The 23,311-nt window shown below is 63.0% G+C and carries 18 protein-coding genes; 8 read left to right on the top strand and 10 right to left on the bottom strand.

The genetic code is table 11. The features are described 5' to 3' along the window. Window positions 1-35: 35 nt before the first annotated feature. From ACR0IR_RS06795 to ACR0IR_RS06805, 3 genes are read left to right on the top strand one after another with little or no spacing between them, the layout of a single operon-like run. A complete protein-coding gene (locus ACR0IR_RS06795; RefSeq protein WP_170363359.1) occupies window positions 36-1,244 on the top strand; it encodes a multidrug effflux MFS transporter in 1,209 nt (402 codons plus the stop codon). A 55-nt stretch (window positions 1,245-1,299) separates the two neighbouring features. Continuing rightward, the gene (locus ACR0IR_RS06800; protein ID WP_170363358.1) at window positions 1,300-2,964 is read left to right on the top strand and encodes a tetratricopeptide repeat protein; all 1,665 of its coding nucleotides are present in this window, start codon (window positions 1,300-1,302) and stop codon (window positions 2,962-2,964) included. Continuing rightward, entirely contained in the window at window positions 2,961-3,638 is a 678-nt protein-coding gene (locus tag ACR0IR_RS06805) for an SH3 domain-containing protein (protein WP_170363357.1), read from the top strand. The genes ACR0IR_RS06800 and ACR0IR_RS06805 overlap by 4 nt, the downstream gene beginning before the upstream one ends. Window positions 3,639-3,647: 9 nt before the next feature. Here the strand turns inward: ACR0IR_RS06805 and mfd are convergent, their stop codons facing one another. Both mfd and ACR0IR_RS06815 read right to left on the bottom strand, forming a co-directional pair. Beyond that, on the bottom strand, window positions 3,648-7,106 hold the full coding sequence (gene mfd, locus ACR0IR_RS06810) for a transcription-repair coupling factor (RefSeq protein ID WP_170363356.1): 3,459 nt from the start codon (window positions 7,104-7,106) through the stop codon (window positions 3,648-3,650). A gap of 21 nt (window positions 7,107-7,127) precedes the next feature. After that, on the bottom strand, window positions 7,128-7,652 hold the full coding sequence (locus tag ACR0IR_RS06815; RefSeq protein ID WP_170363355.1) for a component of SufBCD complex: 525 nt from the start codon (window positions 7,650-7,652) through the stop codon (window positions 7,128-7,130). A gap of 120 nt (window positions 7,653-7,772) precedes the next feature. Here ACR0IR_RS06815 and hemB point away from each other — a divergent pair, with 120 nt between their 5' ends. From hemB to ACR0IR_RS06835, 4 genes are all read left to right on the top strand, one after another. Continuing rightward, window positions 7,773-8,771, top strand: a complete 999-nt coding sequence (gene hemB, locus ACR0IR_RS06820; RefSeq protein WP_170363354.1) for a porphobilinogen synthase — start codon at window positions 7,773-7,775, stop codon at window positions 8,769-8,771. 144 nt (window positions 8,772-8,915) lie between these two features. Further along, the gene (locus ACR0IR_RS06825; protein ID WP_170363353.1) at window positions 8,916-9,488 is read left to right on the top strand and encodes a lipid-binding SYLF domain-containing protein; all 573 of its coding nucleotides are present in this window, start codon (window positions 8,916-8,918) and stop codon (window positions 9,486-9,488) included. A 152-nt stretch (window positions 9,489-9,640) separates the two neighbouring features. Then, window positions 9,641-12,103, top strand: coding sequence for a penicillin acylase family protein (locus ACR0IR_RS06830; RefSeq protein ID WP_170363352.1), 2,463 nt, complete (start codon window positions 9,641-9,643; stop codon window positions 12,101-12,103). Window positions 12,104-12,211: 108 nt separating this feature from the next. After that, window positions 12,212-12,607 (top strand): nuclear transport factor 2 family protein, encoded by a 396-nt coding sequence (locus tag ACR0IR_RS06835; RefSeq protein ID WP_170363351.1) that lies wholly within the window; start codon window positions 12,212-12,214, stop codon window positions 12,605-12,607. A 3-nt stretch (window positions 12,608-12,610) separates the two neighbouring features. Here ACR0IR_RS06835 and hflX read toward each other — a convergent pair whose 3' ends face one another. The 4 genes from hflX to trkA form a co-directional block, all read right to left on the bottom strand. Then, entirely contained in the window at window positions 12,611-13,882 is a 1,272-nt protein-coding gene (gene hflX / locus ACR0IR_RS06840; RefSeq protein ID WP_093962232.1) for a GTPase HflX, read from the bottom strand. Next, on the bottom strand, window positions 13,882-14,121 hold the full coding sequence (gene hfq, locus ACR0IR_RS06845) for an RNA chaperone Hfq (protein ID WP_005982826.1): 240 nt from the start codon (window positions 14,119-14,121) through the stop codon (window positions 13,882-13,884). The genes hflX and hfq overlap by 1 nt, the downstream gene beginning before the upstream one ends. Window positions 14,122-14,254: 133 nt before the next feature. Next, a complete protein-coding gene (locus ACR0IR_RS06850) occupies window positions 14,255-15,793 on the bottom strand; it encodes a TrkH family potassium uptake protein (RefSeq protein ID WP_170363350.1) in 1,539 nt (512 codons plus the stop codon). After that, window positions 15,793-17,169 carry a Trk system potassium transporter TrkA gene (gene trkA, locus ACR0IR_RS06855; protein WP_093962234.1) on the bottom strand — a complete coding sequence of 459 codons (1,377 nt, stop codon included), beginning with the start codon at window positions 17,167-17,169 and terminating at the stop codon, window positions 15,793-15,795. The genes ACR0IR_RS06850 and trkA overlap by 1 nt, the downstream gene beginning before the upstream one ends. A gap of 96 nt (window positions 17,170-17,265) precedes the next feature. Between trkA and ACR0IR_RS06860 the strand changes: the two genes are divergently transcribed. Continuing rightward, on the top strand, window positions 17,266-17,745 hold the full coding sequence (locus ACR0IR_RS06860) for a hypothetical protein (RefSeq protein ID WP_093962235.1): 480 nt from the start codon (window positions 17,266-17,268) through the stop codon (window positions 17,743-17,745). Window positions 17,746-17,755: 10 nt separating this feature from the next. Here ACR0IR_RS06860 and ACR0IR_RS06865 read toward each other — a convergent pair whose 3' ends face one another. Genes ACR0IR_RS06865 through ACR0IR_RS06880 form a run of 4 tightly spaced genes read right to left on the bottom strand, consistent with a single transcriptional unit; the run spans window position 17,756 to window position 23,288 of the window. Further along, complete coding sequence (locus ACR0IR_RS06865) at window positions 17,756-18,937, bottom strand: MFS transporter (protein WP_170363349.1); 1,182 nt, start codon at window positions 18,935-18,937, stop codon at window positions 17,756-17,758. Between the two features lie 43 nt (window positions 18,938-18,980). Further along, window positions 18,981-19,553, bottom strand: coding sequence for a helix-turn-helix domain-containing protein (locus tag ACR0IR_RS06870; RefSeq protein ID WP_254441518.1), 573 nt, complete (start codon window positions 19,551-19,553; stop codon window positions 18,981-18,983). Window positions 19,554-19,593: 40 nt separating this feature from the next. Beyond that, the gene (gene ntrX, locus ACR0IR_RS06875) at window positions 19,594-21,003 is read right to left on the bottom strand and encodes a nitrogen assimilation response regulator NtrX (protein ID WP_170338876.1); all 1,410 of its coding nucleotides are present in this window, start codon (window positions 21,001-21,003) and stop codon (window positions 19,594-19,596) included. Beyond that, window positions 21,000-23,288 (bottom strand): sensor histidine kinase NtrY-like, encoded by a 2,289-nt coding sequence (locus ACR0IR_RS06880; RefSeq protein WP_170363348.1) that lies wholly within the window; start codon window positions 23,286-23,288, stop codon window positions 21,000-21,002. The genes ntrX and ACR0IR_RS06880 overlap by 4 nt, the downstream gene beginning before the upstream one ends. Between the last annotated feature and the right edge of the window lie 23 nt (window positions 23,289-23,311).

Raw genomic sequence — 23,311 nt, forward strand, 5'->3', positions numbered from 1 at the left:
TGTCGTGTTAGCGCGTTTGGGCAAGGAGTCCCCGCATGGCTGACCGTATTTCCAAGGCCGAATTCATCGCGCTGATCGCGATGATGTTTGCCACGATCGCATTTTCGATTGATTCAATGCTGCCTGCCCTGCCCGAGATCGGCGCGCAGCTCAGCCCTGATGACGTGAACCGGGCGCAGTTGATCCTGACCAGCTTTGTTCTGGGAATGGGGATCGGAACGTTCTTCACCGGCCCGATCTCGGATGCCGTAGGGCGCAGGCCAGTGATCTTTGCCGGAGCAGCAGTCTATATTCTGGCATCGGCCGTGGCCTGGGCCAGTTCATCGCTGGAGTTGGTTCTGGCTGCCCGGGTGGTTCAGGGACTGGGGGCCGCCGGGCCCCGCGTGGTCGCGATGGCGATCATCCGCGATCTGTTCTCGGGCCGGGAAATGGCGCGGATCGTGTCCATCGCGATGATGATCTTCACCCTGGTGCCCGCCATCGCGCCCATGGCCGGAGCCGCCGTGATCGCCTTTGCCGGTTGGCGCGGCGTGTTCATGTCGTTCATCCTGTTCGCGCTGGTCATCATTGTCTGGATGGGGTTCCGACTGCCGGAGTCCCTCGCGCCGGAAAATCGCCGCCCGTTCCGCCTGCCGCTGATGGTCCGTGCCGTGAAAGAGATGTTCGCCCACCCCACCGTGCGCCTGTCGATCTTTGTTCAGACCCTGTGCATGGGCATGCTGTTCACCATGCTGACCATGGTGCAGCCGGTCTATGACGTGATCCACGACCGCGCCGACAGCTTCCCTTTCTGGTTCGGGTTCGTGGCGCTGATGTCCGGCTCGGCCAGCTTGCTGAACGCGGCCGTCGTGGTGCGCGTGGGGATGCGCCGGATGGTGACCTGGGCGCTGGCCGGACAGATCCTGATCACCTCTCTGGTGATTGCCCTCAACATGTCGAACCTGTCGTCGCAGGCCTCGTTTGCGCTGTTCGTGTTCTGGCAGACCACGGTCTTTTTCATGGCCGGGGTCACCATGGGCAACCTGAATGCCATCGCGATGGAGCCGATGGGCCATATCGCGGGCATGGCGGCCTCGGTCATCGGGTCGATCTCGACCGTGCTGGCCGCCGCGATCGCCGCACCGGTGGGGCTGCTGTTCGACGGTACGCTGGGGCCGTTGACCATCGGCATCCTGACCATGTGCGTGCTGGCCTTCGGACTTATGGTCCACATGGGCCGGATCGAAGACCGCGTCCCCGCCTGACCTGTGCAGCGCACCCGAACTGCGCTAGGCTCACCCCAGTCAGGGAGGGTTCGGCATGAGCGACTATTACGATCTGGGCACGCATGGCTGCCCCGTCACAACGTCCTCGGATCAGGCGCAGCTTTGGTTCAACCGGGGCCTTGTCTGGACCTACGGCTACAACCACGAAGAGGCGGTCGTGTGCTTCCAGCGCGCGCTGGAGCATGACCCGGACTGCGCCATGGCCCATTGGGGCGTGGCCTATGCTGCCGGGCCCAACTACAACCTGCCCTGGGATCTGCTGGACGACCGCGGTAAGGCCAAGGCCCTGAACTGCGCCTATGACGCAACCCAGTGCGCACTGGCCCTGCTGGATCGCTGCACGCCCGTCGAACGCGAACTGATACGCGCCCTGCCTGCCCGCTATCCCCAGCGCGACCCGGCGCCCGACATGCACAGCTGGGACCACGACTTCGCCGACGCCATGCGCGCCGCCTTTGCGGCCCAGCCCGACCATCTGGACCTGCGCACCATCTATGTCGAGGCGCTGCTGAACCTGACCCCCTGGCAGATGTGGGACCTGAGGACAGGACAGCCTGCCGAGGGAGCCGCCACGCTTGAAGCGCAGGAGGCGTTGGAATGGGCCATGACCAACGATCCGGCGGCGATGTCGCATCCGGGTCTGCTGCACCTCTATGTGCATCTGATGGAGATGTCGCCCACGCCGGAAAAGGCGCTGAAGGCCGGTGACGTGCTGCGCACGTTGGTGCCGGATGCCGGGCATCTGGTGCACATGCCCACCCATATCGACGTGCTGTGCGGCCACTACCAGAACGTCGTCCACTGGAACGAACAGGCCGTCATCGCTGATCTGAAATATTACCAGCGCGAAGGCGCGTTCAACATCTATACCGGCTATCGCCAGCACAATTACCACTTCGTCATCTATGGCGCGTTGTTCCTGGGCCAGATGGAGCCCGCCCTGCGCGCCAACAAGGGCCTGTGGGACACCACGCCCGAGGAAATGCTGCGCATCGAAAGCCCGCCGATGGCGGATTACTTCGAAAGCTACATGGCCATGGGGCCGCATATCCTGATCCGCTTTGGCCGGTGGGAAGAAGCCAAGGCTCTGTCCCTGCCCCCCGATCCCGACCTGTATCTGACGGTGACGGCCGCCACGCATTACGCCCGCGCCATCGCCCATGCTGCCACCGGCGACGTGGCCGAGGCCGAGGCCGAGGAACTGCTGTTCCTCGCCGCCAAAGACCGCGTGCCGGAAACCCGCCTGCTGCACAACAACCGCGTGATCGACCTGCTGGAGATCGCGCGCGAGATGCTGCGGGGCGAGATCGAGTACCGCAAAGGCAATTTCGACACGGCCTTCGCCCACCTGCGCCGCTCGGTCGAGCTGGACGACAATCTGCCCTATGACGAGCCCTGGGGCTGGATGCAGCCCACCCGCCACGCGCTGGGGGCGCTGCTGTTCGAGCAGGGCCACGTGGCCGAGGCCGAAGCCGTCTATCGCGAAGATCTGGGATTGGGCGGCACCCTCAGCCGCGCCTCGATCCATCCCGACAACGTCTGGAGCCTCAAGGGCTTGCACGATTGCCTCAAGGCGCGCGGCGCACGAGAGGAATTGCAGCTGATCCGACAACGACTTGACCTGGCCCTGGCGCGGGCCGACCGCAGCGTCGGCGCCTCGTGCTTCTGCGCCCAGGCCGCGATGAGAGCCGCTGAATGAAACTGTTGAACGCTGCGCTGATCGCGCTGTGCTGCGGTCCCGCCTGGGCCGACCGTCAGACCTTTCCGCCTGTGGACGAGGCCAGCCAAGACCCGGCACTGGAGGCCTTCCGTGCGGACCTGCGCGCAAAGGTCGCCGCCCGCGACCTTGAGGGCGTGATGGCCGCCACCTGCCCCGAGATCTACACCAGCCACGGCGACGAGGACGGCCCCGAGACGTTCCGCGCCAATCTGACGGTCGATCCCGAGAGCCTACCCGAGTCCGACCGCCGTCATGCCGCCACCATCCGCGAGGACTACTGGCGCGACCTCGAGACCACGCTGGCCCAGCCCGGCTATTTCGACGAGGATGGCGAATTCTGGATGCCGCACCAGTGGCGGCTTTCCCTGCCAGCGAAGCTGGATCCGTTCACCGCCTATTTCGTGACCGGTCAGGATGTCACCCTGCGCCAGGCCCCAAACCGCGGCGCGCCCATTCTGGACCTGATCAGCCACGAGGTGGTGATCGTGCCGGACTATCTGGAAGAGGCCGAATATCAGGGCGTCATCCTGACCGACGGGACGCGCGGCTATATCTATTCCGAATTCCTGTGGTCGATGGTCGGCTATCGCGCGGCCTTCGTGAAGTCGGACAGCGGTGACTGGCAGCTGTGTACGTTCGTGGCCGGGGACTAGGCCGCGCCCTCAGGCGCTGGCCTTCTTCTTTTTCTCGGCGGCGACCTTCTCGGCCAGATCGCGGGCAATGGCAAAGGCGCCCTTGATCTTGTCGCTGTCCTTTTTCCAGTCGCGCCGCACCACGATCTTGTTGTCCTTGACCTTGGCCAGCCCACGCTGGTTCTGGATGAACTCGACCAAACCTTCCGGCGAGGCGAACTTGTCATTGTGGAACTGGATCGTAGCCCCCTTCGGTCCGCCGTCCAGCTTGGCAATGCCGGCGCGTTTGCACATGGCCTTGATCCGCACCACCAGAAGCAGGGTGTTCACCTCTTTCGGCAGCGGGCCGAACCGGTCGATCAACTCGGCGGCAAAGCCCTCCAGTTCGACCTTGGTCGACAGCGACGACAGGCGGCGGTAGAGGCCCAACCGCACGTCCAGATCAGGCACATAGTCTTCGGGGATCAGTACCGGAACGCTCAGGTTGATCTGCGGCGCCCACTGGTCGTCGGCCTCGCTCAGCCCCTCCATCTCACCGGCCTTGATCTTGCCGATCGCCTCTTCCAGCATCGACTGGTAGAGTTCATAGCCCACGTCGCGCATCTGGCCCGACTGTTGCTCGCCCAGCAAGTTGCCCGCGCCGCGAATGTCCAGGTCCTGGCTGGCCAGCGTGAACCCCGCCCCCAGCGTATCGAGCGACCCCAGAACCCGCAGCCGCTTTTCGGCGGCCGGCGTCAACCGCGCGCGCGGCTTGGTGGTCAGATAGGCGTAGGCGCGGGTCTTGGACCGCCCCACCCGGCCCCGGATCTGATAGAGCTGCGCCAGCCCGAACATGTCGGCCCGGTGAACGACCATCGTGTTCGCGGTGGGAATGTCCAAACCGCTTTCCACGATCGTGGTGGCCAGCAGGATGTCATACTTGCCGTCATAGAAGGCGTTCATCCGGTCGTCCAACTCGCCCGCGGCCATCTGGCCATGGGCCACCACATAGGTCAGTTCCGGCAGCTGTTCCTTCAGGAATTCCTCGATCTCGGGGAGGTCCGAGATGCGCGGCACCACATAGAAACTCTGCCCGCCACGATAGTGCTCACGCAGCAGTGCCTCGCGGATGGTGACGGCATCGAACTCGCTGACATAGGTGCGGATCGCCAGACGATCGACGGGCGGCGTGCCGATGATCGACAGGTCGCGCACGCCGGTCAGGCTCAGTTGCAGGGTGCGCGGGATCGGCGTTGCGGTCAGTGTCAGCACATGCACGTCCGAGCGCAACTGCTTGAGCCGCTCCTTGTGGGCCACGCCGAAATGCTGTTCTTCGTCGATGATCAGCAGGCCCAGATTCTGGAACCGGATGCCCTTGGCCAGCAGCGCATGGGTGCCGATCACGATATCGACCGTGCCCTTTGCCAGCCCTTCGCGGGTCTGCTGCGCCTCTTTGGCCGAGGCGAAGCGTGACAATTGCCGGACTTCCAGCGGGAAGCCCCGGAACCGGTCCTTGAAGCTGGCGGCGTGCTGACGCGCCAGCAATGTTGTGGGAGCAATCACCGCCACCTGCAGGCCGGACATGGCCGCAACAAAGGCCGCACGCATGGCAACCTCGGTCTTGCCAAAGCCTACATCGCCGCAGATCAGGCGATCCATCGGCGTGCCCGAGTGCAGGTCCTCCATCACGTCGGCGATGGCGCGCAGCTGGTCCTCGGTTTCCTGATAAGGGAAGCGGGCGCTGAACTCCTCCCACGCGTGGGGCGGCGGGTCCATGATCGGGGCCTTGCGCAGGGCGCGTTCGGCCGCGATGCGGATCAGCCGGTCGGCCATCTCGCGGATGCGTTCCTTGAGCTTGGCCTTCTTGGCCTGCCACGCACCACCGCCCAGCTTGTCGAGCAAGCCTTCCTCGTGTCCGTATTTCGACAGCAGTTCGATGTTTTCGACCGGAAGGTACAGCTTGGCGCCTTCGGCATATTCCAGCAGCAGGCATTCATGCGCGGCGCCAAGGGCGGTCACGACCTCCATGCCCATGTACCGGCCGATGCCGTGATCGACATGCACCACCAGATCGCCGGGGCTGAGCGACTGGGTCTCGGTCAGGAAATTCTCGGCCTTGCGGCGTTTCTTGGGCTGGCGGATCAGCCGGTCGCCCAGCACGTCCTGCTCCGAGATCACCGTCATGTCGGGCGTCTCGAACCCATGCTCCAGCGCCCAGACTGCCAGGTGCAGACCGCGCTTGCCGATGCGCGAGCCGTCGGTCACAGGGATCGCCTCGGCCAGGCCCTCATCCTCGATCAACCCGGTCAGGCGTTCGCGCGCGCCCTCGGAGTACGAAGCGACCAGAACCGGCCCCTTCTCCAGCTTGTTCTTGATGTGGCTGGCCAGCGCGCCGAACAGGCTGATGCTTTCCTGCTGCCGCTCGGGGGCAAAGCTGCGCCCGATCCGACCGCCCGCGTCGATCACCCCCGGGCCGCTGGCCTGCGGCAGGGGGCTGAACTGCAGCACCCGCCGCTGCGCCACCGCCTGGGTCCATGCGTCGTCGTCCAGATACAGCAGGCTCGGCGGCGTAGGCTTATAGACCGAATCCATGCGCGAGCGGTTCTCGAGCGCCAGGCGCCGGGTTTCATATTGATCGGCGATGCTGTCCCACCGCGCCAGACGCGCGGGCGTGACCTGATCGTCCAGCGTGATCGTCGCGTCCGGCAGATAGTCGAACAGCGTTTCCAGCTTTTCGTGGAACAGGGGCAACCAGTGCTCCATGCCCTGATGCTTACGTCCGGCGCTGACCGCCTCGTACAGCGGATCATCCGTGCCGGCCGCACCGAATTCGATGCGATAGTTCTGACGGAACCGGGTGATGGCGGCCTCGTCCAGGATCACCTCGGAAACCGGGGCCAATTCGACCAGATCAAGCTTTTCGGTGGTGCGCTGAGTGGCCGGATCGAACCGGCGCGCGCCGTCCAGCACGTCTCCGAACAGGTCCAGCCGCACCGGCCCTGCCTCGCCCGGCGGGAAGATGTCGATGATCCCGCCGCGCACGGCATAGTCGCCGGGCTCCATCACCGTGGGGCTTTGGCTGAACCCCATGCGCACCAGGAAATCGCGCAGCGCGGCCTCGTCGATGCGCTGACCGACCCGAGCGGTGAACGCCGCCTGCCGCAGCACGTCGCGCGCCGGCACGCGCTGGGTGGCCGCGTTCAGCGTGGTCAGCAGAACAAAGCGCTCGGGCATCTGATGCACCAGCGCCGCCAGGGTCGCCACCCGCGCCGCCGCGATGTCGGGGTTGGGCGACACCCGGTCAAAGGGCAGGCAATCCCAGCCGGGAAACAGGACCACCGGCATGTCGGGTGCAAAGAAACGCAGCGCCGCGCGCATCGCCTCGGCACGTTTGTCGTCGCGCGCCACATGCACAACCGGCCCGCCCGAGCGGGTAACCTCGTTCAGCACCAGCTGCGCGTCAAACCCCTCGGGGGCGCCGCCGACTGTCACGTGGTTCGGAGCCTTCATCGCCTCGCCTTTCTGAATTTTCTATCCCAGAACGCCCAGTGAAAGGTTCTGATACATGCCCCACATCGAAGTGACCAGTATCGCAAACATGCCGATGACCTGGGTCGCCAGCCGGCATCGATGCAGCGCCTTGGAAACACCTTCAAAGGTCAACTCCTGCCGCCGCAGGTTCCGAGCCACCCGCAGGCTGTTTGCGCCAATTAGAACCATCGGGAATAGCAGCAGGAACACCGCCTGGGCGAACTCGACCTGATAGTAAAACCCCAGCGTCGCCAGCCCCGCAAACAGGAAACAGCACAGCGCCAAGATTACGACCCCCGAAACGTCGGCAATGTAGAGGATGCGATTGGTGTTGATCCGTACGATGTCCAGCAGGTCGGTCTCGGCCTGGCCTCCGACGCGGCGGGCGCGCACGACCAGATCATAGGGAACGCCCATCACCCAATGGCTGGCTGTCGACCACAGCACCGCAAGCGCGATCCAGTACCACAGATTCGAAAAGCTGCGCATGTCGATGAGTTCGAAAATCGAGGAGTACCAGTCCAAACTCGGTCCTTTAATTCAAAATTCTCAGGCGGTTCTATCGCAACGGCGCGGCTATTGGTACCCTTGAGACCTGTGCAAATTCATGCCACCCAATGCGCGAATGTTCAAGGAGAACGCGCCATGAAACCGACAATCGCCCCCTACCCCCACGGCCGCTTTCGTCGCGCCCGCCAGTCCGAGGCGATCCGGGGCCTGGTACGCGAGAACACCCTGACCGTTGATGACCTGATCTGGCCGGTGTTCGTGCGCGACGGCGAGGGCATCGAAGAGCCCGTGCCCTCGATGCCCGGCGTGGTGCGCCGCTCGGTCGATCTGATCGCCAAGGCCGCAGCCGAGGCGCAGGCCATGGGCATCCCGGCGATCTGCCTGTTTCCCTACACCGATCCCAGCCTCAAGACGCAGGATTGCGCCGAGGCGTGGAACCCCGACAACCTGTCGAACCGCGCCATCCGCGCGATCAAGCAGGCCGCGCCCGAAATTGCGGTGATGACCGACGTCGCGCTGGACCCCTACAACATCAACGGCCATGACGGATACGTGGTGGACGGCAAGATCGTGAATGACGAAACGGTCGAGGCGCTGGTCAAGATGACGCTGGCCCAGGCCGAAGCCGGAGCCGACATCATCGGCCCGTCCGACATGATGGACGGCCGGATCGGCGCGATGCGCCGGGCGCTCGAGGCCGCCGGCCATCACGACGTCATGATCCTCAGCTACGCGGCGAAATATGCCAGCGCCTTCTACGGGCCTTTCCGCGATGCGGTGGGCGCCTCGGGCGCGTTGACCGGCGACAAGAAGACCTACCAGATGGACCCGGCCAACTCGAACGAGGCGCTGCGCTTGATCGAACGCGACCTGACCGAGGGCGCCGACATGGTGATGATCAAGCCCGGCATGCCCTATCTGGACATCTGCCGGCGGGTCAAAGACACGTTCGGCGCTCCCACCTATGCCTATCAGGTGTCGGGTGAATACGCGATGATCCAGGCCGCGGCGCAGAACGGGTGGATCGACGGCGAAAAGGTGATGCTGGAAAGCCTGCTGGCCTTCAAACGCGCAGGCTGCGACGGCATCCTGACCTATTTCGCACCGCAGGTCGCCCGGCTGCTGCAAGGCTAATCCCACGGGACTCCGCGATTTTTCGCCGATCGGCCGGCCTTGGCCTGCCGGTTTTCCCGTGACACCCGACGCCGTTCGGCGTATTCTTGCACACAAGACCGGGACCACCCGGCTTTTCAGGCACATCGACAGAGAAAAAGAAACATGAGCAGTTCCAACACACCACGACTGAGCCGTCGCGGCTTTGCCTTTGGCATGGCCGGACTGACCCTGACCGCCGCTTGCGGCAACGGCGTCGGAAACTCGAACGCGGCAACGATCGATGCCCGCGTCGATGCGACGCTGACCGAGATGTATACCCGCTACCCGAACACCCAGGAAATCGCCAACAAGGCCAACGGGATGCTGGTCATGCCGCTTATCACCGAGGCGGGGTTCGTCTTTGGCGGTGGCTACGGAAAAGGCGCCTTGCGCATCAATGGCGCCACGGTCGACTTCTACTCGGCCGTCAAGGGTACCGCGGGGCTGCAGATTGGCGCCCAGCAATACGCCCATGTCCTGTTCTTCATGACCGAGGACGCCCTGAACGATTTCCGCCGCTCAAGCGGATGGACCGCCGGCGCGGACATTGGATATGTCGTCAGCGACCAGGCGGACCAGTTGTCGACCGACCTGACTACCCTGCGCAAACCTGTGCTGGCGGCGGTCTTCGGTCAGGCTGGGCTGCAATTGGGCGCGACGGTCGAGGGCATCAAATACACGCGCATTATTCCCTGACCCCCTGCCCCCCTCAAGAAAACTCCGTCACTGGCCAATGCCGTGGCGGAGTTTTTCGTTTCAGACGCAGATTCCGCGGCGCGGCCTCTTTCGGTCGCCAGAGCCATGAATTAACCTTCGCCTGATCTGCAAATTCAAATGGTGCGCTGCTGATGGGTGTCGTCTTTCGCTGGTTGATGCGTATCGCCTCGGGTCTGGTCCTGCTGACCCTCGCGGCGATCGGTCTGGTGTATTTCCTGGCCAGCCAGTCGCTGCCTGACTACGATCAAACGCTGCAGGTCAAAGGCCTGAATGCCCCGGTCGAGATCGTGCGCGACACCGCCAACGTGCCTCACATCCTGGGACGGACCGACCCCGACGTGTTCTTCGGTCTGGGCTATGCGCATGCCCAGGACCGGTTGTGGCAGATGACAGTCATGCGCCGGACCGTGCAGGGGCGCCTGTCCGAGGTTTTTGGCCAGCGAACCGTGCATATCGACAAGCTCATGCGTCGGCTGGATCTATACGGGCTGGCGCATCAGTCCTTCGAGGTTCAGGACGATTACACCAAGGCCGCTCTTCGCGCCTATGCCGCGGGTGTCAATGCACGGCTGGACGAAATCAACGAAAACGCCTTGGGCCGCGGCGCGCCCGAAATGTTCTTGGTCAACGCACCGGTTGCTCCTTGGCAACCGGGTGACAGCATAGCCATGATCAAGCTGATGGCGATTCAGCTGTCCGGGCACTTGCAGGACGAAGTGCTGCGGGCGCGCACCTCGTTGATGCTGAACGATCCGCAGCGGCTGTCAGATATTCTGCCCGACGTGCCTGGCGCGGGCATTGCAGCGCTGCCCGAATATGCGGCGTTGTTTCCCGACCTGCCCCGCTATGCCGCCAGTTCTGAACCCGCGGCCGCATGGCTGAACCCGGTCCCGCAGCGCGGGTTGGCGGGTGCCTCGAATGCATGGTCTGCGGCTCCTTCGCGTTCGGCCACCGGTGGAACCCTGTTGGCCAACGATCCGCATCTGGGCCTGACTGCGCCGGGGATCTGGTATCTGGCGCGTCTTGAACTGACCAAGGGCGGCGTGATCGGCGCCACCATCCCCGGCATTCCGGCGGTTATGTCCGGCCGCAGTGACCGGCTGGGATGGGGCTTGACCTCGTCCTATCTGGACGATCAGGACGTGCATATCGAGAAGGTCAACCCCGAAAACCCCGAGGAATACCTGACGCCTGAAGGCTTCAAACCCTTCAAGTCGCGCCCCTCAATCATCGAGATCAAGGACGCCCCCCCGATCACCCTGACCCTGCGCTGGACCGAGAACGGCCCCGTTCTGCCCGGCACCCATTACAACCTGGAAACCATCACACCGCCGGGCCATGTCGCCTCGCTGTCCTGGACGGCGCTCAGCCCGCGCGACACCTCGATTAGCGCGTCGATGGCGCTGATGAGCGCGGATACCGTGCGTGAAGCGATTGAAGCTGCCGAGCGGTTCATCGCACCGTCGCAAAACCTGTCGGTGGTCGACAAGACGACCGTCGGCATGAAACTCATCGGCGCCATGCCCAGCCGCGACCTCAACAACCAGAGCCGGGGGCGCATCCCGACCCCGGGCTGGATCGCGGCAAACCGCTGGCAGGGGCGTCTGCCCTATTCCGACAACCCCGAATTCGTGGCCCCCGCCGGCGGCGTTCTGGGCAACACCAACAACAAGATCATCGACCGGCCCTTCCCCCTGCACGTGTCCTATGAATGGGGCGATACGCAGCGCGTCCACCGCTGGGAATTCCTCATGCAATCCCGCGAGGTGCACACCCGCGACAGCTTCATCGAGGCGCAGCTGGACACGGTCAGCTTCACCGCGCGGTCGCTGCTGCCGCTGATTGGGGCCGACCTGTGGTTCACCGGCGAGGCCGCGCCTGAAGGCACCCCCGAACGCCAGCGCCAGATCGCCCTGACCCTGCTGGCCGAATGGAACGGCGAGATGAACGAGCACCTGCCCGAGCCGCTGATCTATGCGGCTTGGGTCCGCGCGCTGCAAAAACGCCTGATCGCCGATGACCTCGGGCCGCTGGCCAAGGAATTCAAGCATGTCGAGCCCCTGTTCATCGAACGCGTCTTCCGCGACATCGACGGGGCCTCGGCCTGGTGCGACGTCCGGCAGAGCGCGCCGGTGGAAACCTGCACCGACATGGCCCGGCTGGCCCTGGACGATGCGCTGGTCTGGATCTCCGAACGTTATGGCAGCCAACTGGAATCCTTGCGCTGGGGCGATGCCCACCAGGCCACCCATGACCACCCGGTGCTGGGCGAGGTTCCGGTGCTGCGCTATTTCGTCAACATCCGCCAATCGACCAGCGGCGGCGACAACACCCTGCTGCGCGGACGCACCTCGGGCGAAGGGCCGGACCCGTTCCAGAACGTGCACGGCGCGGGCTATCGCGGAGTCTATGACTTTGCCGACCCCGACAGCTCGGTCTTCATCACGGCCACCGGGCAATCGGGCCACTTCCTGTCGCGCTACTATGACGATCAGGCGCAACTTTGGCGCAGGGGTGAGTATATTCCAATGTCGCTGGATCTGGATCTGGCCCGCGCCGCCGCCGTCGGGACCACCCGTCTGATGCCGCAATAGGCGGGGTTTCGGCGGACCCCCGCCCCTTTTTTGTCGCCCCGTGGACGTGGCCCCGTGGCTTGGCCTACCATTCCGGTGCGCCCGGACCGCAGCGCGAGGGGGAAAATCATGGCCAGTTTGCGCGATACCCTGAACAATCTTGCCCGCGACTATGCCATCGCCTGGAGCTCGGGTGACGCCAATGCCGTGGCCGAATTCTTTACGCCGGACGGGCAGATCACGATCAATCGCGGCGCTCCCATTGTCGGGCGGGCAGCCATCGCCGACATGGCGCGCGGGTTTCATACCGACTTTCCCGATCTTGAAGTGCGCTGCGATATGCTGCGATGGGCCGGTTCCCACGCCATTTTCGTCTGGACCCTTGAAGGGCACCATGCCCAGACCGGCAATGCGGTGATCACGCGCGGCTGGGAAGAATGGGAGCTGGATGCGGAGTACAAAATCCAGTCGTCGTTGGGCTGGTTCGATGCCGACGACCATCAGCGCCAGATCGACGGGGCCTGATCGTCAGAGGCCCGCGAACTGATTGGCCTGCTTGTCGGTCCACAGAACGGTGATCTCGAACCCGTCCTCGGTCTGTTTTTCATCGCGCACCACGTCCTGACGGAACAGCCAGGCGCGTTTGTCGCCGTCGGCAAAGCCCAGCTTCAAAACCTCTTCCCGGCGCACGCCCTGCAGGATCGTGGCGATCTCGGTCAACAGCGGGTCGATCCCCTCGCCGGTCACGGCCGATATCGGGAACACCGCCGGATCGCGCTCGGCCCGGGCCTGCACGGCATCGCGGTCCTCATCGGACAGCAGGTCGATCTTGTTCCAGACTTCAAGCTGAGGGCGGGTATTGTCCACACCCAGCGAGGCCATGATCGTGCGCACATCCTCGGCCTGCTCTTCGGTCTCGGCATGGCTGATGTCGCGCACATGCACGATCAGGTCGGCGGCCAGAACCTCTTCGAGCGTGGCGCGGAAGGCCGCGACCAGTTCGGTCGGCAGGTTCGAGATGAAACCCACCGTGTCTGACAGGATCACCTCGGGTCCGTCGGGCAGTTCGATCCGGCGCATAGTCGGGTCCAGCGTGGCAAACAGCATGTCCTTGGCCATGACTTCAGCCCCGGTCAGGCGATTGAACAGCGTGGACTTGCCCGCGTTGGTATAGCCGACCAGCGCCACGATCGGATAGGGCACCTTGGCCCGCGCGGCTCGGTGGAGCGTCCGGGTCTTCACGACCTTCTGCAACTGGCGACGCAAGCGCACCAATTGATCGTCGATCGCACGCCGGTCGGCCTCGATCTGGGTTTCCCCCGGTCCGCCGACAAAGCCCAGCCCACCGCGCTGACGTTCCAGGTGGGTCCAGGCTCGCACCAGCCGCGTCCGCTGATAGCTCAGCGCGGCCATCTCGACCTGCAGCACACCCTCGCGCGTGCGGGCGCGGTCCGAGAAGATTTCCAGAATCAACCCCGTCCGGTCGAGGATCTTGACCTTCCACGCCTTCTCCAGATTGCGCTGTTGAACCGGGGTAACCGGTCCGTCGATCAGAACCAGCTCGATCTCGTTTTCCGCAAAACGCGCGCCCAGTTCCTCGATCTTGCCGCTGCCGAACAGCAGGCCGGGCTGCGCCCGCGGCAGGCGCACGATCTCGGACCCGATCACATCCAGATCGGGCAAGGCGGCAGCCAGAGCCACCGCCTCTTCCAGCGCCGGAACGGGGTCGCGGCGCTGGTCATCTGACTTGATATCGGGATGCAGCACCCAAGCCCGGGTGCGCCTCCGGTCATGTTCCATCAAGAGGCGTCTTCGCCCTCATACAGGTTGATCGGCTGCGACGGCATGATGGTCGAGATCGCGTGCTTGTAGACAAGCTGCGACTGTCCGTCGCGGCGCAACAATACGCAGAAATTGTCGAACCAGGTGATGACACCCTGCAATTTCACGCCGTTGATCAGGAAAATTGTAACGGGAACCTTTGCTTTCCGTACATTGTTCAGGAAGGCATCCTGAAGATTCTGTCTGTCCGAAGCCATATTTTGTTATCTCGCCGTTGTTCTTGCTTACGCGCTGCGGACCAACGCGCTCCCTCCGCGCGAGTATGGAGTGACGCGCAGAGATATTCCAGATGAAAAATCAGGCAGTAACGTGAAGGCCCGAATTGGCGGTTCAATCCCGCCACAGGGCCGGAGTGATCAACGCGATGATCGCCAGAGTCTCCAGCCGGCCGATCACCATCCCGGCGCACATGGTCAGCTTGGACCCGGCCGACAGATCGATCAGGCGGATCGGCAGATCAGTGGCCAGTTCGATCAACGGACCGGTCGTGCTCAGCACCGCGACGCTCAGCACCATGGCGCGCTCAAACCCAACCCCCTCGGCGGCCAGAACGACATCAAGCAACGCGAGCGTCAGCGCGAACATCATCAGAAAGACCCACGCGATGAACGCGCCCTGGCTTTGGATGCGGCGGTTGCCACCGCCCGCCCCGCTGACCGATGACGGGTGGATCAGCCTGTCCAGTTCACGCGCGCCATTCAGGTACAAAGCATAGACCCGCAACAGCTTGACCCCGCCGGCGGTGGTGGCGACCCCGCCCCCGATAAGCGCAAGCCCCATCAACACAAGCCCCGGTGTTCCCAGGCCAGACAACTGTTGCGCATCGTTCCAATAAGCGCTTTCGAACCCGGCCGTCGTCAGGAACGACATCACCGTGAACAACATGCCCCAGATGACGTTCAGCGTTTGCAGGCCCGTCACTTGCCCGCCGATCTCGGCAACGCCGGCCAGCACTCGGAAGACCAACAATGCCGCCACGCCGACGACGATCATCAGGCCGATCCGAAATTCCGGATCGTGGTCCAGCCGGGAATAGCCGGTTGTTGCGGTGTCCTTTGAGAATGTCAGGCGGGACAAGGCAAAGAACAGGAACAGAAACAGGATGGCCTCGCCGGTGATCCCGGCGGTGGACCCTTCCAACCCGCCCACTGGCGATATGCCGGACGTGGCCATCACCGACATTGCGTGGCAGATGGCCGTCAGGCCCTTTTCTCCGGCGATCAACAGCAAGACCCAGATTACCGCTGTGAGGCTGGCGTAAACCGGCGTCAGTGTCGCCGTCACACGGAGCAGTCGCCCCCGCGGGTCGACCTTTTCGCTCTGGGCTACGCCAGAAACCGGGCGGCCCGGCTGCCCGCGCGCGGTAATCTCGAACCCGCCCAACGACAGTGGCGCCAGGATCGCAGCTGCCGAGATCCACATCAGCAGCCCACCCATCCAGCCGACGAGCGCCCGCCACAGGTGAACCGGCGCCGACAGGCGCTCGGGGTCGGGAAACAGGTCCGCTCCGGTGGTGGTGATGGCGCTGACCATGTCAAAATAGGCGTTCAGAAAGGTCGTGTTCCCCAACGCGTCATGGACAGGAACGGCCAGAAACAGCGGCAATACCGTCAGCGAGCCCAGTAGGACAGCCAACTGTCCCAAGGTCCCACGCCGCGGTTGCCGGCTGGCCGTCGCCAGGCCAACGATCGTGACCAGGAACAGCCCAACCAAACCCGAATAAAAGAAAGACCGCGACGTGGGGTGGTCATCCAAGGCAAGGGCGTAGATTGCCGGGATCCACATGGCCAGGGACACAACCGCCGTGATCAACAGAAACAGCGGCAGCCGCCGAATAACGCTGATTCTGGGTGCGCGGGCGACAGCCATCAGAAAAAGTCGATCGAAACCTGCATCAGGCGTTCGACCTCGGGTACATCATTGGCCATTGCGAAAATCGCAACCACGTCCTTTTCGTCAATCCGCAGACTGCCAGTAGGCCGCAGGACCTCGTCGCCCTTGCGCACCGCGCCGACCAAGACGCCTTCGGGAAAGTCGATGTCGCGCAGTTTCTGCCCGGCCATTGGCGAGGTTGATAGCACTTCGGCCTCGATCACTTCGGCCTCGGCATCACCGATCGAATAGACCTGTCGCACCCGGCCATGCCGGATATGGCGCAGGATCGAACTGACGGTCGTGGCCCGCGGGTTGATATAGGCGTCAATCCCCAACGGCCCCATCAGGGCCACCATGCTGGGGTCGTTGATCAACGCAATCGCCAGCGGGCAACCTTCGGCCTTGGCGCGCACGGCAGCCAGCATGTTGGTCCGGTCGTCATCGGTGACGGCCAGCATCGCGTCCGCGCGCTCGATCCCCGCTTCGCTCAACAGCGCGGAATCCAGACCATCGCCGTTCAGAACGATCGTACGCTCCAGCGACTCGGCGGCCAGTTCCGCACAGCGCCGGTCACGTTCGATAACCTTTGCTCGGATGCGGCCCTCGCGCTCTTCCAGTGTCCGGGCGACTTCAAGGCCGACGTTTCCGCCACCTACAATGACCACGCGATCCTGCTTTTTCTGTGACTTACCAAAGACTTCCATCGTACGATCAACGTCCTGGACGCTGGTAAATACATAGCATTCGTCACCGACGAACAATTGGTCCTCGGATTCCGGCGCAAACAGCGTTCCGTCGCGGCGAATACCCACCACAATGGCGCTGAGCGTTGAAAACAGGTCGGTCAGCTGGCGCAGAGGCGTGTTGACGATCGGGCAATCCTCGGCAATCCGAATGCCCAGAAGCTGCGCCTTGCCATCCATGAACAGTTCCGTGTCAAAAGCCGCAGGCGCCGACAGGCGGCGCATGGCTGCGGCGGCCACTTCACGTTCGGGGCTGATCACCACGTCGATCGGAAGATGGTCGCGGCGGTACAGGTCGCGATGGATCGCTTCGAGGTAGGATTTCGACCGCAACCGCGCGATCTTGCGCTGGATCGAGAACACCGAGTGCGCCATCTGGCAGGTGACCATGTTCACCTCGTCAGAATGGGTCGCGGCGATGATCATGTCGGCGTCACGGGCTCCGGCCCGCTCGAGCACGTCGGGATAGCTGGCAAAGCCGGCGATGCCCTGAACGTCCAGCGTCTCGGTCGCCCGGCGTACCAGGTCAGGGTTGTTGTCCACAACGGTGACGTCATTCAACTCGCCCGAAAGGTGCCGAGCAATCTGCCAGCCCACCTGGCCGGCGCCACAAATGATGACCTTCATGCCTTTGGCCTTTCTGCCTGAGCGTTTTGAATGACAGATGCCCACAGAGCGGTCAATCGAATTGTCATGACGGCCTGTGTGATGCAAGATAAGCGAATGAAAACAGTGCTTAGATTGCTTGTTCCCCTTGCCCTGCTGGCCGGATGCGGGCCGTTGTCTATGTATTATCGCGAAGGCGAAAGCGTCTCGCGGATGCAGGCCGAAACGACCGAATGCCAAGTGCAGGCGCTGAAGGATGCACCGGTTGCAAACCAGGTGCGCCAAAGCCCCCCCACCTATTGGCCGGGCCGCACCTATTGCGACGGGCGCGGGCGATGCTACCGCACCGGAGGATGGTGGGAGCCGGGCCGCGTTTACACCGTAGATGTAAATCAGGGGCTGCGAAACACGGTCGAGGCGCAGTGCATGGCCAAGAAGGGATACCGCCCCATCAGCCTGCCGCCCTGCAAACAGTCGGTCAAATCGGGCGTTCCGCCGACCCGAACAACCGTCCTGCCACCATTGGGCACGGCCTCTTGTTTCGTCAAATTCGACGACGGGTCATTCCAGATCATCACGCCGGGGTTGCCGGGCTGACCGACTGACCTCAGCCCAGATCGTCGGGTGACGATCGCCGGCGGAGTGACAGGAACAGATGTGCTGCGATGGCGGCTGCATAAAATACAAGTACAGCCACGAACATCGAGCCTTCTCCAGCGCGCCAAAGGATTGCAAGCAGAACAGGTGTGCCCAGCAGGTTGCCCGCATTTCCCATCTGCGCCATCGCCCCGTAGCTCAGCGCCTGATCCCGGGCCGAGCCATTCAGTTGAGGAACCGCCGCGAAACTACCGCCCTGCACCAGGCCCAACACCGCAAACAGCGCAATGCCGACAACGGGCAGAGGCGCTCCGAAAAACAGCAGGGCAAGGGCAACCATCCCGGCCGCAAAACCAAGATTTACAACCGTGACCGCGGTCAGGAACGTCAAGAGCACGGGTACCGCGATCCACGACAGCACGATACCTGCCAGCGGCATCAGGCTGGCCACAAGAACCGACTGATCTTCGGGCATACGGCCGGGCAGGATCGCCAGCAACGACACGAAGGTCAGTGTGTAGAAGAACCATCCGATCGCCGGTGCTGCCATGCGGGACGAGCGGTAGGTTTCAAGATGCGTCTGCAGGATGGATCCCAGCCCCCACCCCTGCCGTTCCGTCGCGATGGGCGGAACCTTTGGCGGAAACACGGCGACCAGTCCTGCAATCAGCGCCATCAGGAACCCGTGGCCCATGAAGTAATCCGCCAATCCAAAACGCTGGATTATCGGCAGACCGAACCAAGCGTTCAGCGCAAAGGCAACTCCAAAGAACGAACTCCACAACACCATGGCGGCATTGCGCGCGGCTCCGCGTGTGATCTGTGCGATCAGCGTCGGAGCGGCAACCACGATCGCCAGATGCGAAACGCCCTCAATGATCCGGCTGCCCAGCATCACGTGAAAACCAGGAATGGTGGACTGGAAGACCGATACAACGCCGCCCAGAAGCAAACCGAACACCAGCAGGCGGACCGGTCCTAACTGCGCGGTAATGGCGCCTGACATGGCCCCCAGCACGGCGCCCATCAAACTGATGATCGACAACAACCAGCCGATCGAATCCCCATAGCCTGGGTACAATGCACCGACCGCGTCGAAGGCAACGGCGATCTTGGCGAACTGCGTGGCCGCGCTCAGTCCAGCCACCCATAACAGGATCACCTGCAGGAATATGCGAAAAGATTGAGTCACACCCGCGTTCTACCCTCGGCCTCCGGCGAGGTGAACGCATATATTATGCGGCGCGTTCGCGCGTGCCGCTGACAAGGCGCACTGGGGTTCCATCGGCCAGATACAGTCGCTCCCATACGATTTGGCCTGCGCTGATGGTGATCTGGTCGTGCACGGCCTGAGAAGTGATGAAAGCTTTGGGATTTGGCACCTGAAGGTCCCACCAACCCTCGTCCGTCAGCTCCATTTCGGCCTGGCGGATCTCGTCGGTCGCAAACTGCCACAGCGACACCCCCAACAACGAGTGCTGGCTCGCTGACCAATCCCGTGCGCGGCTGGGTGAATAGGCCAGACAAACATGGCTCGCTTCGTCCACCAGATGCAGACAGGCTTGCGAAGTGCCGACAAGCCGCTTCAGTGCTGCATCGTCGGCGCGGTGATCCGAAAGCGCCGCGAAAACCGCGGCTTGTTGTTCAGGGCTTGGGGTCTGGACCCCGTTTTCCCAGCGCGACACCGTGGCCTGATCGACCCGCATCACATGTGCAAGCGCCGCCTGCTTCATCCCGGTGGCCCGCCGAAGCCGTTTGAGACGACGACCAAAGGCGGGAAATCCCTTCTGGATCATCGATAGCGTCATGGCCGGGCGCCTCCCGTTGTCCTGCCGGTATGGCCGGCCCCTATTCCGCCGGTTCAGGCTCGTCCAGTTGCGCCACCCGCGCGCCCGACTTGTTCGACGTGACTACACCCAACGATTTCAGCTTGCGGTGCAAGGCGCTGCGTTCCATTCCAACGAAACTGGCCGTGCGGCTGATATTGCCGCCAAAGCGATTGATCTGGGTCAGCAGATACTCACGCTCGAACGCCTCTCGTGCCTCGCGCAGTGGCAGCGTTGCCAGAGCGCCCGACAGCACGACCCGGCCGGAATCGTCGGCCTTTTCCTCCTCATTCGGCAATTCCCGCGCTTCGATCGGTCCGGTGCCATCACCAAGGATCAAGACCCGCTCGACCAGGTTCTTCAACTGGCGCACGTTGCCGGGCCAACTCATGGTCTGCAGCAGAGCGACGGCCTCTTCCGACAACTCGCGCACGGGGAGGCCCTGGGTTTCGTTGCACATCTCGATGAAATGCTTGGCTAGGACAGGAATATCTTCGCGCCGTTCTTCCAAAGACGGCACCGCGATCGGGACGACGTTGAGACGGTGATACAGCTCTTCGCGGAACCGGTCCGCGGCAATCTCGGTTTCAAGGTCGCGGTTGGTGGAAGAGATCACACGCAGATCGACACGGACGTTGTCCGAGCCACCCACCCGCTGAAACTGCTGATCAACGAGAACGCGCAAGATCTTGGACTGCGTGCCCAACGGCATGTCGGCGACCTCGTCGAAATAGACCACACCGCCATGGGCCTGTTCGAGCAGACCGGATTCAACGCCGCGTTCGGCGGATTCACGGCCGAACAGAACTTCTTCCATGCGCTCGGGTTCGACGCCGGCGCAGTTGACCGTGACAAAGGGCGCGTTCGCCCGGTTCGAGTGCGCATGAATGTAGCGCGCGGCGATTTCCTTGCCCGATCCGGCGGGACCGCGCAGCATGACCCGACCGTTGGATTTGGTCACCTTGTCCAACTGGCTCAGCATCGCGCGGAACGCAGCCGACTTGCCGATCATATCGGAATTGCTGACTTCCTTGCGCTTGAGCGAGGCATTCTCGCGACGAAGGCGCGACGTTTCCATCGCGCGGCGGATCACCACCATCAACTGATCGATGTTGAAGGGTTTTTCGATAAAATCATATGCCCCCTGCTTGATCGCAGCGACGGCGATTTCGATATTTCCGTGCCCCGATATGATCACCACCGGAACATCCGGATTGTCGCGTTTGACCGCCTTCAGAATGTCGATCCCATCCATGCGGCTGTCCTTGAGCCAGATGTCCAGGATCAACAGCCCGGGTGGTTCCGCGTTGATCGCAGCCATGCACTCGTCCGAGTTGCCGGCCAGCCGGGTGGAATATCCTTCGTCCTCCAGAATGTCGGACACCAGTTCGCGAATATCGCGCTCGTCATCTACGATCAGAATGTCGCTCATCTTTGGCCTGCTTTCAGTGTCTTGGATTTAATTGCCTGCTTCTGCGGCGCTGCGACCGGGGCCGTATTGGCCTTCGGCAACCGGATCACGGCCATTGCGCCAAAATGGTCCTGTCCGTCGAACACGGGCGCATCCTCGAGGGTCAGCGTACCGCCGTGTTCTTCAATAATTTTCTTGACGATGGGCAGGCCCAGGCCAGTCCCTTCGTCGCGCGTCGTCACATAGGGCTCGAACAGCCGTGCCCGGTCTTCCGGCAGCCCGATGCCGTTGTCCGCGATGGTGATCAGTGTTCCGTCGTCATCCGTGGACAGGCGCACCTTGATCTGCGGGCTGAGGTTGTCGGGCGGACCTTTCTTTTTCAGGGTTTCGATCGCTTCGCCGGCGTTCTTGATAAGATTCGTGAGCGCTTGGTTCAACATCGTCGCGTCCACATCAGCCAATACTGGCTGGTCCGGGATCTCCGCATCGATCTGAACGTCTGGCTGACCGGCCTGCTGCAGCAGAACCGCCTCACGCACCAAGCCCGCGATGTCTTCCTCGTGCTGGTCGGGCTCGGGCATGCGCGCGAACTTCGAGAATTCGTCGACGATCCGGCGCAGATCGTTGGTCTGGCGAACGATCACGTCGGTCATGGACTCAAGGCTGGCGCTGTCCTCTTCATCCAGCTTCCGCGCAAACTTCCGCCGGATGCGTTCGGCGCTCAGCTGAATGGGGGTCAGCGGGTTCTTGATCTCATGCGCGATGCGGCGTGCCACATCACCCCAGGCCGCCATCCGCTGGGCACTGACCAGATCGGTAACGTCGTCAAAGGCGACCACGTAACCTTCCAGCCTGCCGTCCTCGCCGCGTCGGGTCGCCATCCGGACCAGCAGGTTTTCCAACTGTCCCTTGCGGGTGACCTTGATTTCGTCCTGAATTGCTTCCTGGCTGCCTTCTTTCAGCGCTTCGAACAAAGGCAGGAACTCGGGCACGGCGATGCCGATAGCCAGTTGTTGTTCATGGCCTTTCCAGTCAAGCAAGCGCTCGGCCGAGCGGTTGACGAATGTCACCTGACCATCCGGATCCACCCCGACCACGCCCGAAGTCACCGAGCTGAGCACGGAGTCGAACAGCCGGCGGCGGCTTTCGATCTGGCGGGTGTTTTCCAGCAGCGTACCCCGCTGCACCTTCAATTGCCGGGTCATCTGGTTGAAATACCGCCCCAGCATGGCGATTTCGTCGTCGCTGGCCTCTTCGATGACCTGCACGTCCAGATCACCGGCCCCGACCCGCTGCGCGGCGGTGGTCAGACGACCAACCGGGCGCGAGAGCCGCTCGGCGAACCACATGCCCAAGGAAACGGCCGCCAAGATGAGGATTACCGCGAACCCCAGATACAGCAGCCCGAACTCGAACAGCACCCTGCCCCGTTCGTTTTCCAACTGTTGATAGAACTGCGCGGTTTCCTTGGTGTCATCCAAAAGGGTCAACAACTGGCCATCTACGGCGCGACTGACATACAGGTATCGGTCCAGATAGGCGCGCAGCGGCACCAGAGCGCGAAATTCGTTGTTGGGCCAGTCCGCGATGATCAACAGACCCTCTTCTCGGGCCTGCTCCAACTGCTCGGGTTTCGGCGGTTCGTAGTTGAACAGATAAGACCTGTCTCCGCGGGCCCGGATTTCACCACTGCCGTCAATCACGTAGGCTTCGCGCAGTCCGCGCTGAATCTGTGCCTGCCCCTGGGCCAGCACCTCGCGCAGCTCGGCGTCCGAGATGTAGAAGTCCAGCTTGCGTGCATTGTCAAGAAACCGCGCAAGAACCGTGGCATCCTGCGTCAGACCCTGTTCGTGCTCTTGTTCATAGGCCTCGGCGGCCGTCAGCGAAGATCCGACCACCTGCCTGACCCTGTCCGAGAACCATCCCTCAAGCCCGATATTCACGGTCAGACCGGCAAAAATCGCAACCGTCACCGTGGGCACCAGCGCCAACAGCGTGAACGCACCGATCAGCCTCAGGTGTAGGCGAGAGCCCGCCGATTTGGCCCGGCGCGCCGCAATAAGATTGCCCAACTGCCCCAGAACCAGGGCCGCCACGACCAGAATGTAGACAAGGTCTGCCAGCAGAATCAGCCGAAGCGTGGGGGCATTCGCACCCAGGTCAAACGGCCCGATTACAAGGTAGGTCGCAAGGGTCAGGACCGGCCCCAACACAACCAGCCCCAAGGTGCCGAAATTGCGCAGTTTCCGGGACTTACGCCACCGATTCAGGGATAATGCCGGCCGTTTCTGTGCCCGGGATACCACCGTCTGCCCTCATCCTGATGTGC

This window comes from Ruegeria sp. CF2, from assembly GCF_056537385.1.

Excerpts from the sequence above, each read along its gene's own strand:
- ACR0IR_RS06795 (WP_170363359.1), top strand. The coding sequence starts at position 36 with ATGGCTGACCGTATTTCCAAGGCCGAATTCATCGCGCTGATCGCGATG.
- ACR0IR_RS06800 (WP_170363358.1), top strand. The coding sequence starts at position 1,300 with ATGAGCGACTATTACGATCTGGGCACGCATGGCTGCCCCGTCACAACG.
- ACR0IR_RS06805 (WP_170363357.1), top strand. The coding sequence starts at position 2,961 with ATGAAACTGTTGAACGCTGCGCTGATCGCGCTGTGCTGCGGTCCCGCC.
- mfd (WP_170363356.1), bottom strand. The coding sequence starts at position 7,106 with ATGAAGGCTCCGAACCACGTGACAGTCGGCGGCGCCCCCGAGGGGTTT.
- hemB (WP_170363354.1), top strand. The coding sequence starts at position 7,773 with ATGAAACCGACAATCGCCCCCTACCCCCACGGCCGCTTTCGTCGCGCC.
- ACR0IR_RS06825 (WP_170363353.1), top strand. The coding sequence starts at position 8,916 with ATGAGCAGTTCCAACACACCACGACTGAGCCGTCGCGGCTTTGCCTTT.
- ACR0IR_RS06830 (WP_170363352.1), top strand. The coding sequence starts at position 9,641 with ATGGGTGTCGTCTTTCGCTGGTTGATGCGTATCGCCTCGGGTCTGGTC.
- ACR0IR_RS06835 (WP_170363351.1), top strand. The coding sequence starts at position 12,212 with ATGGCCAGTTTGCGCGATACCCTGAACAATCTTGCCCGCGACTATGCC.
- hflX (WP_093962232.1), bottom strand. The coding sequence starts at position 13,882 with ATGGAACATGACCGGAGGCGCACCCGGGCTTGGGTGCTGCATCCCGAT.
- hfq (WP_005982826.1), bottom strand. The coding sequence starts at position 14,121 with ATGGCTTCGGACAGACAGAATCTTCAGGATGCCTTCCTGAACAATGTA.
- ACR0IR_RS06850 (WP_170363350.1), bottom strand. The coding sequence starts at position 15,793 with ATGGCTGTCGCCCGCGCACCCAGAATCAGCGTTATTCGGCGGCTGCCG.
- trkA (WP_093962234.1), bottom strand. The coding sequence starts at position 17,169 with ATGAAGGTCATCATTTGTGGCGCCGGCCAGGTGGGCTGGCAGATTGCT.
- ACR0IR_RS06860 (WP_093962235.1), top strand. The coding sequence starts at position 17,266 with ATGAAAACAGTGCTTAGATTGCTTGTTCCCCTTGCCCTGCTGGCCGGA.
- ACR0IR_RS06870 (WP_254441518.1), bottom strand. The coding sequence starts at position 19,553 with ATGACGCTATCGATGATCCAGAAGGGATTTCCCGCCTTTGGTCGTCGT.
- ntrX (WP_170338876.1), bottom strand. The coding sequence starts at position 21,003 with ATGAGCGACATTCTGATCGTAGATGACGAGCGCGATATTCGCGAACTG.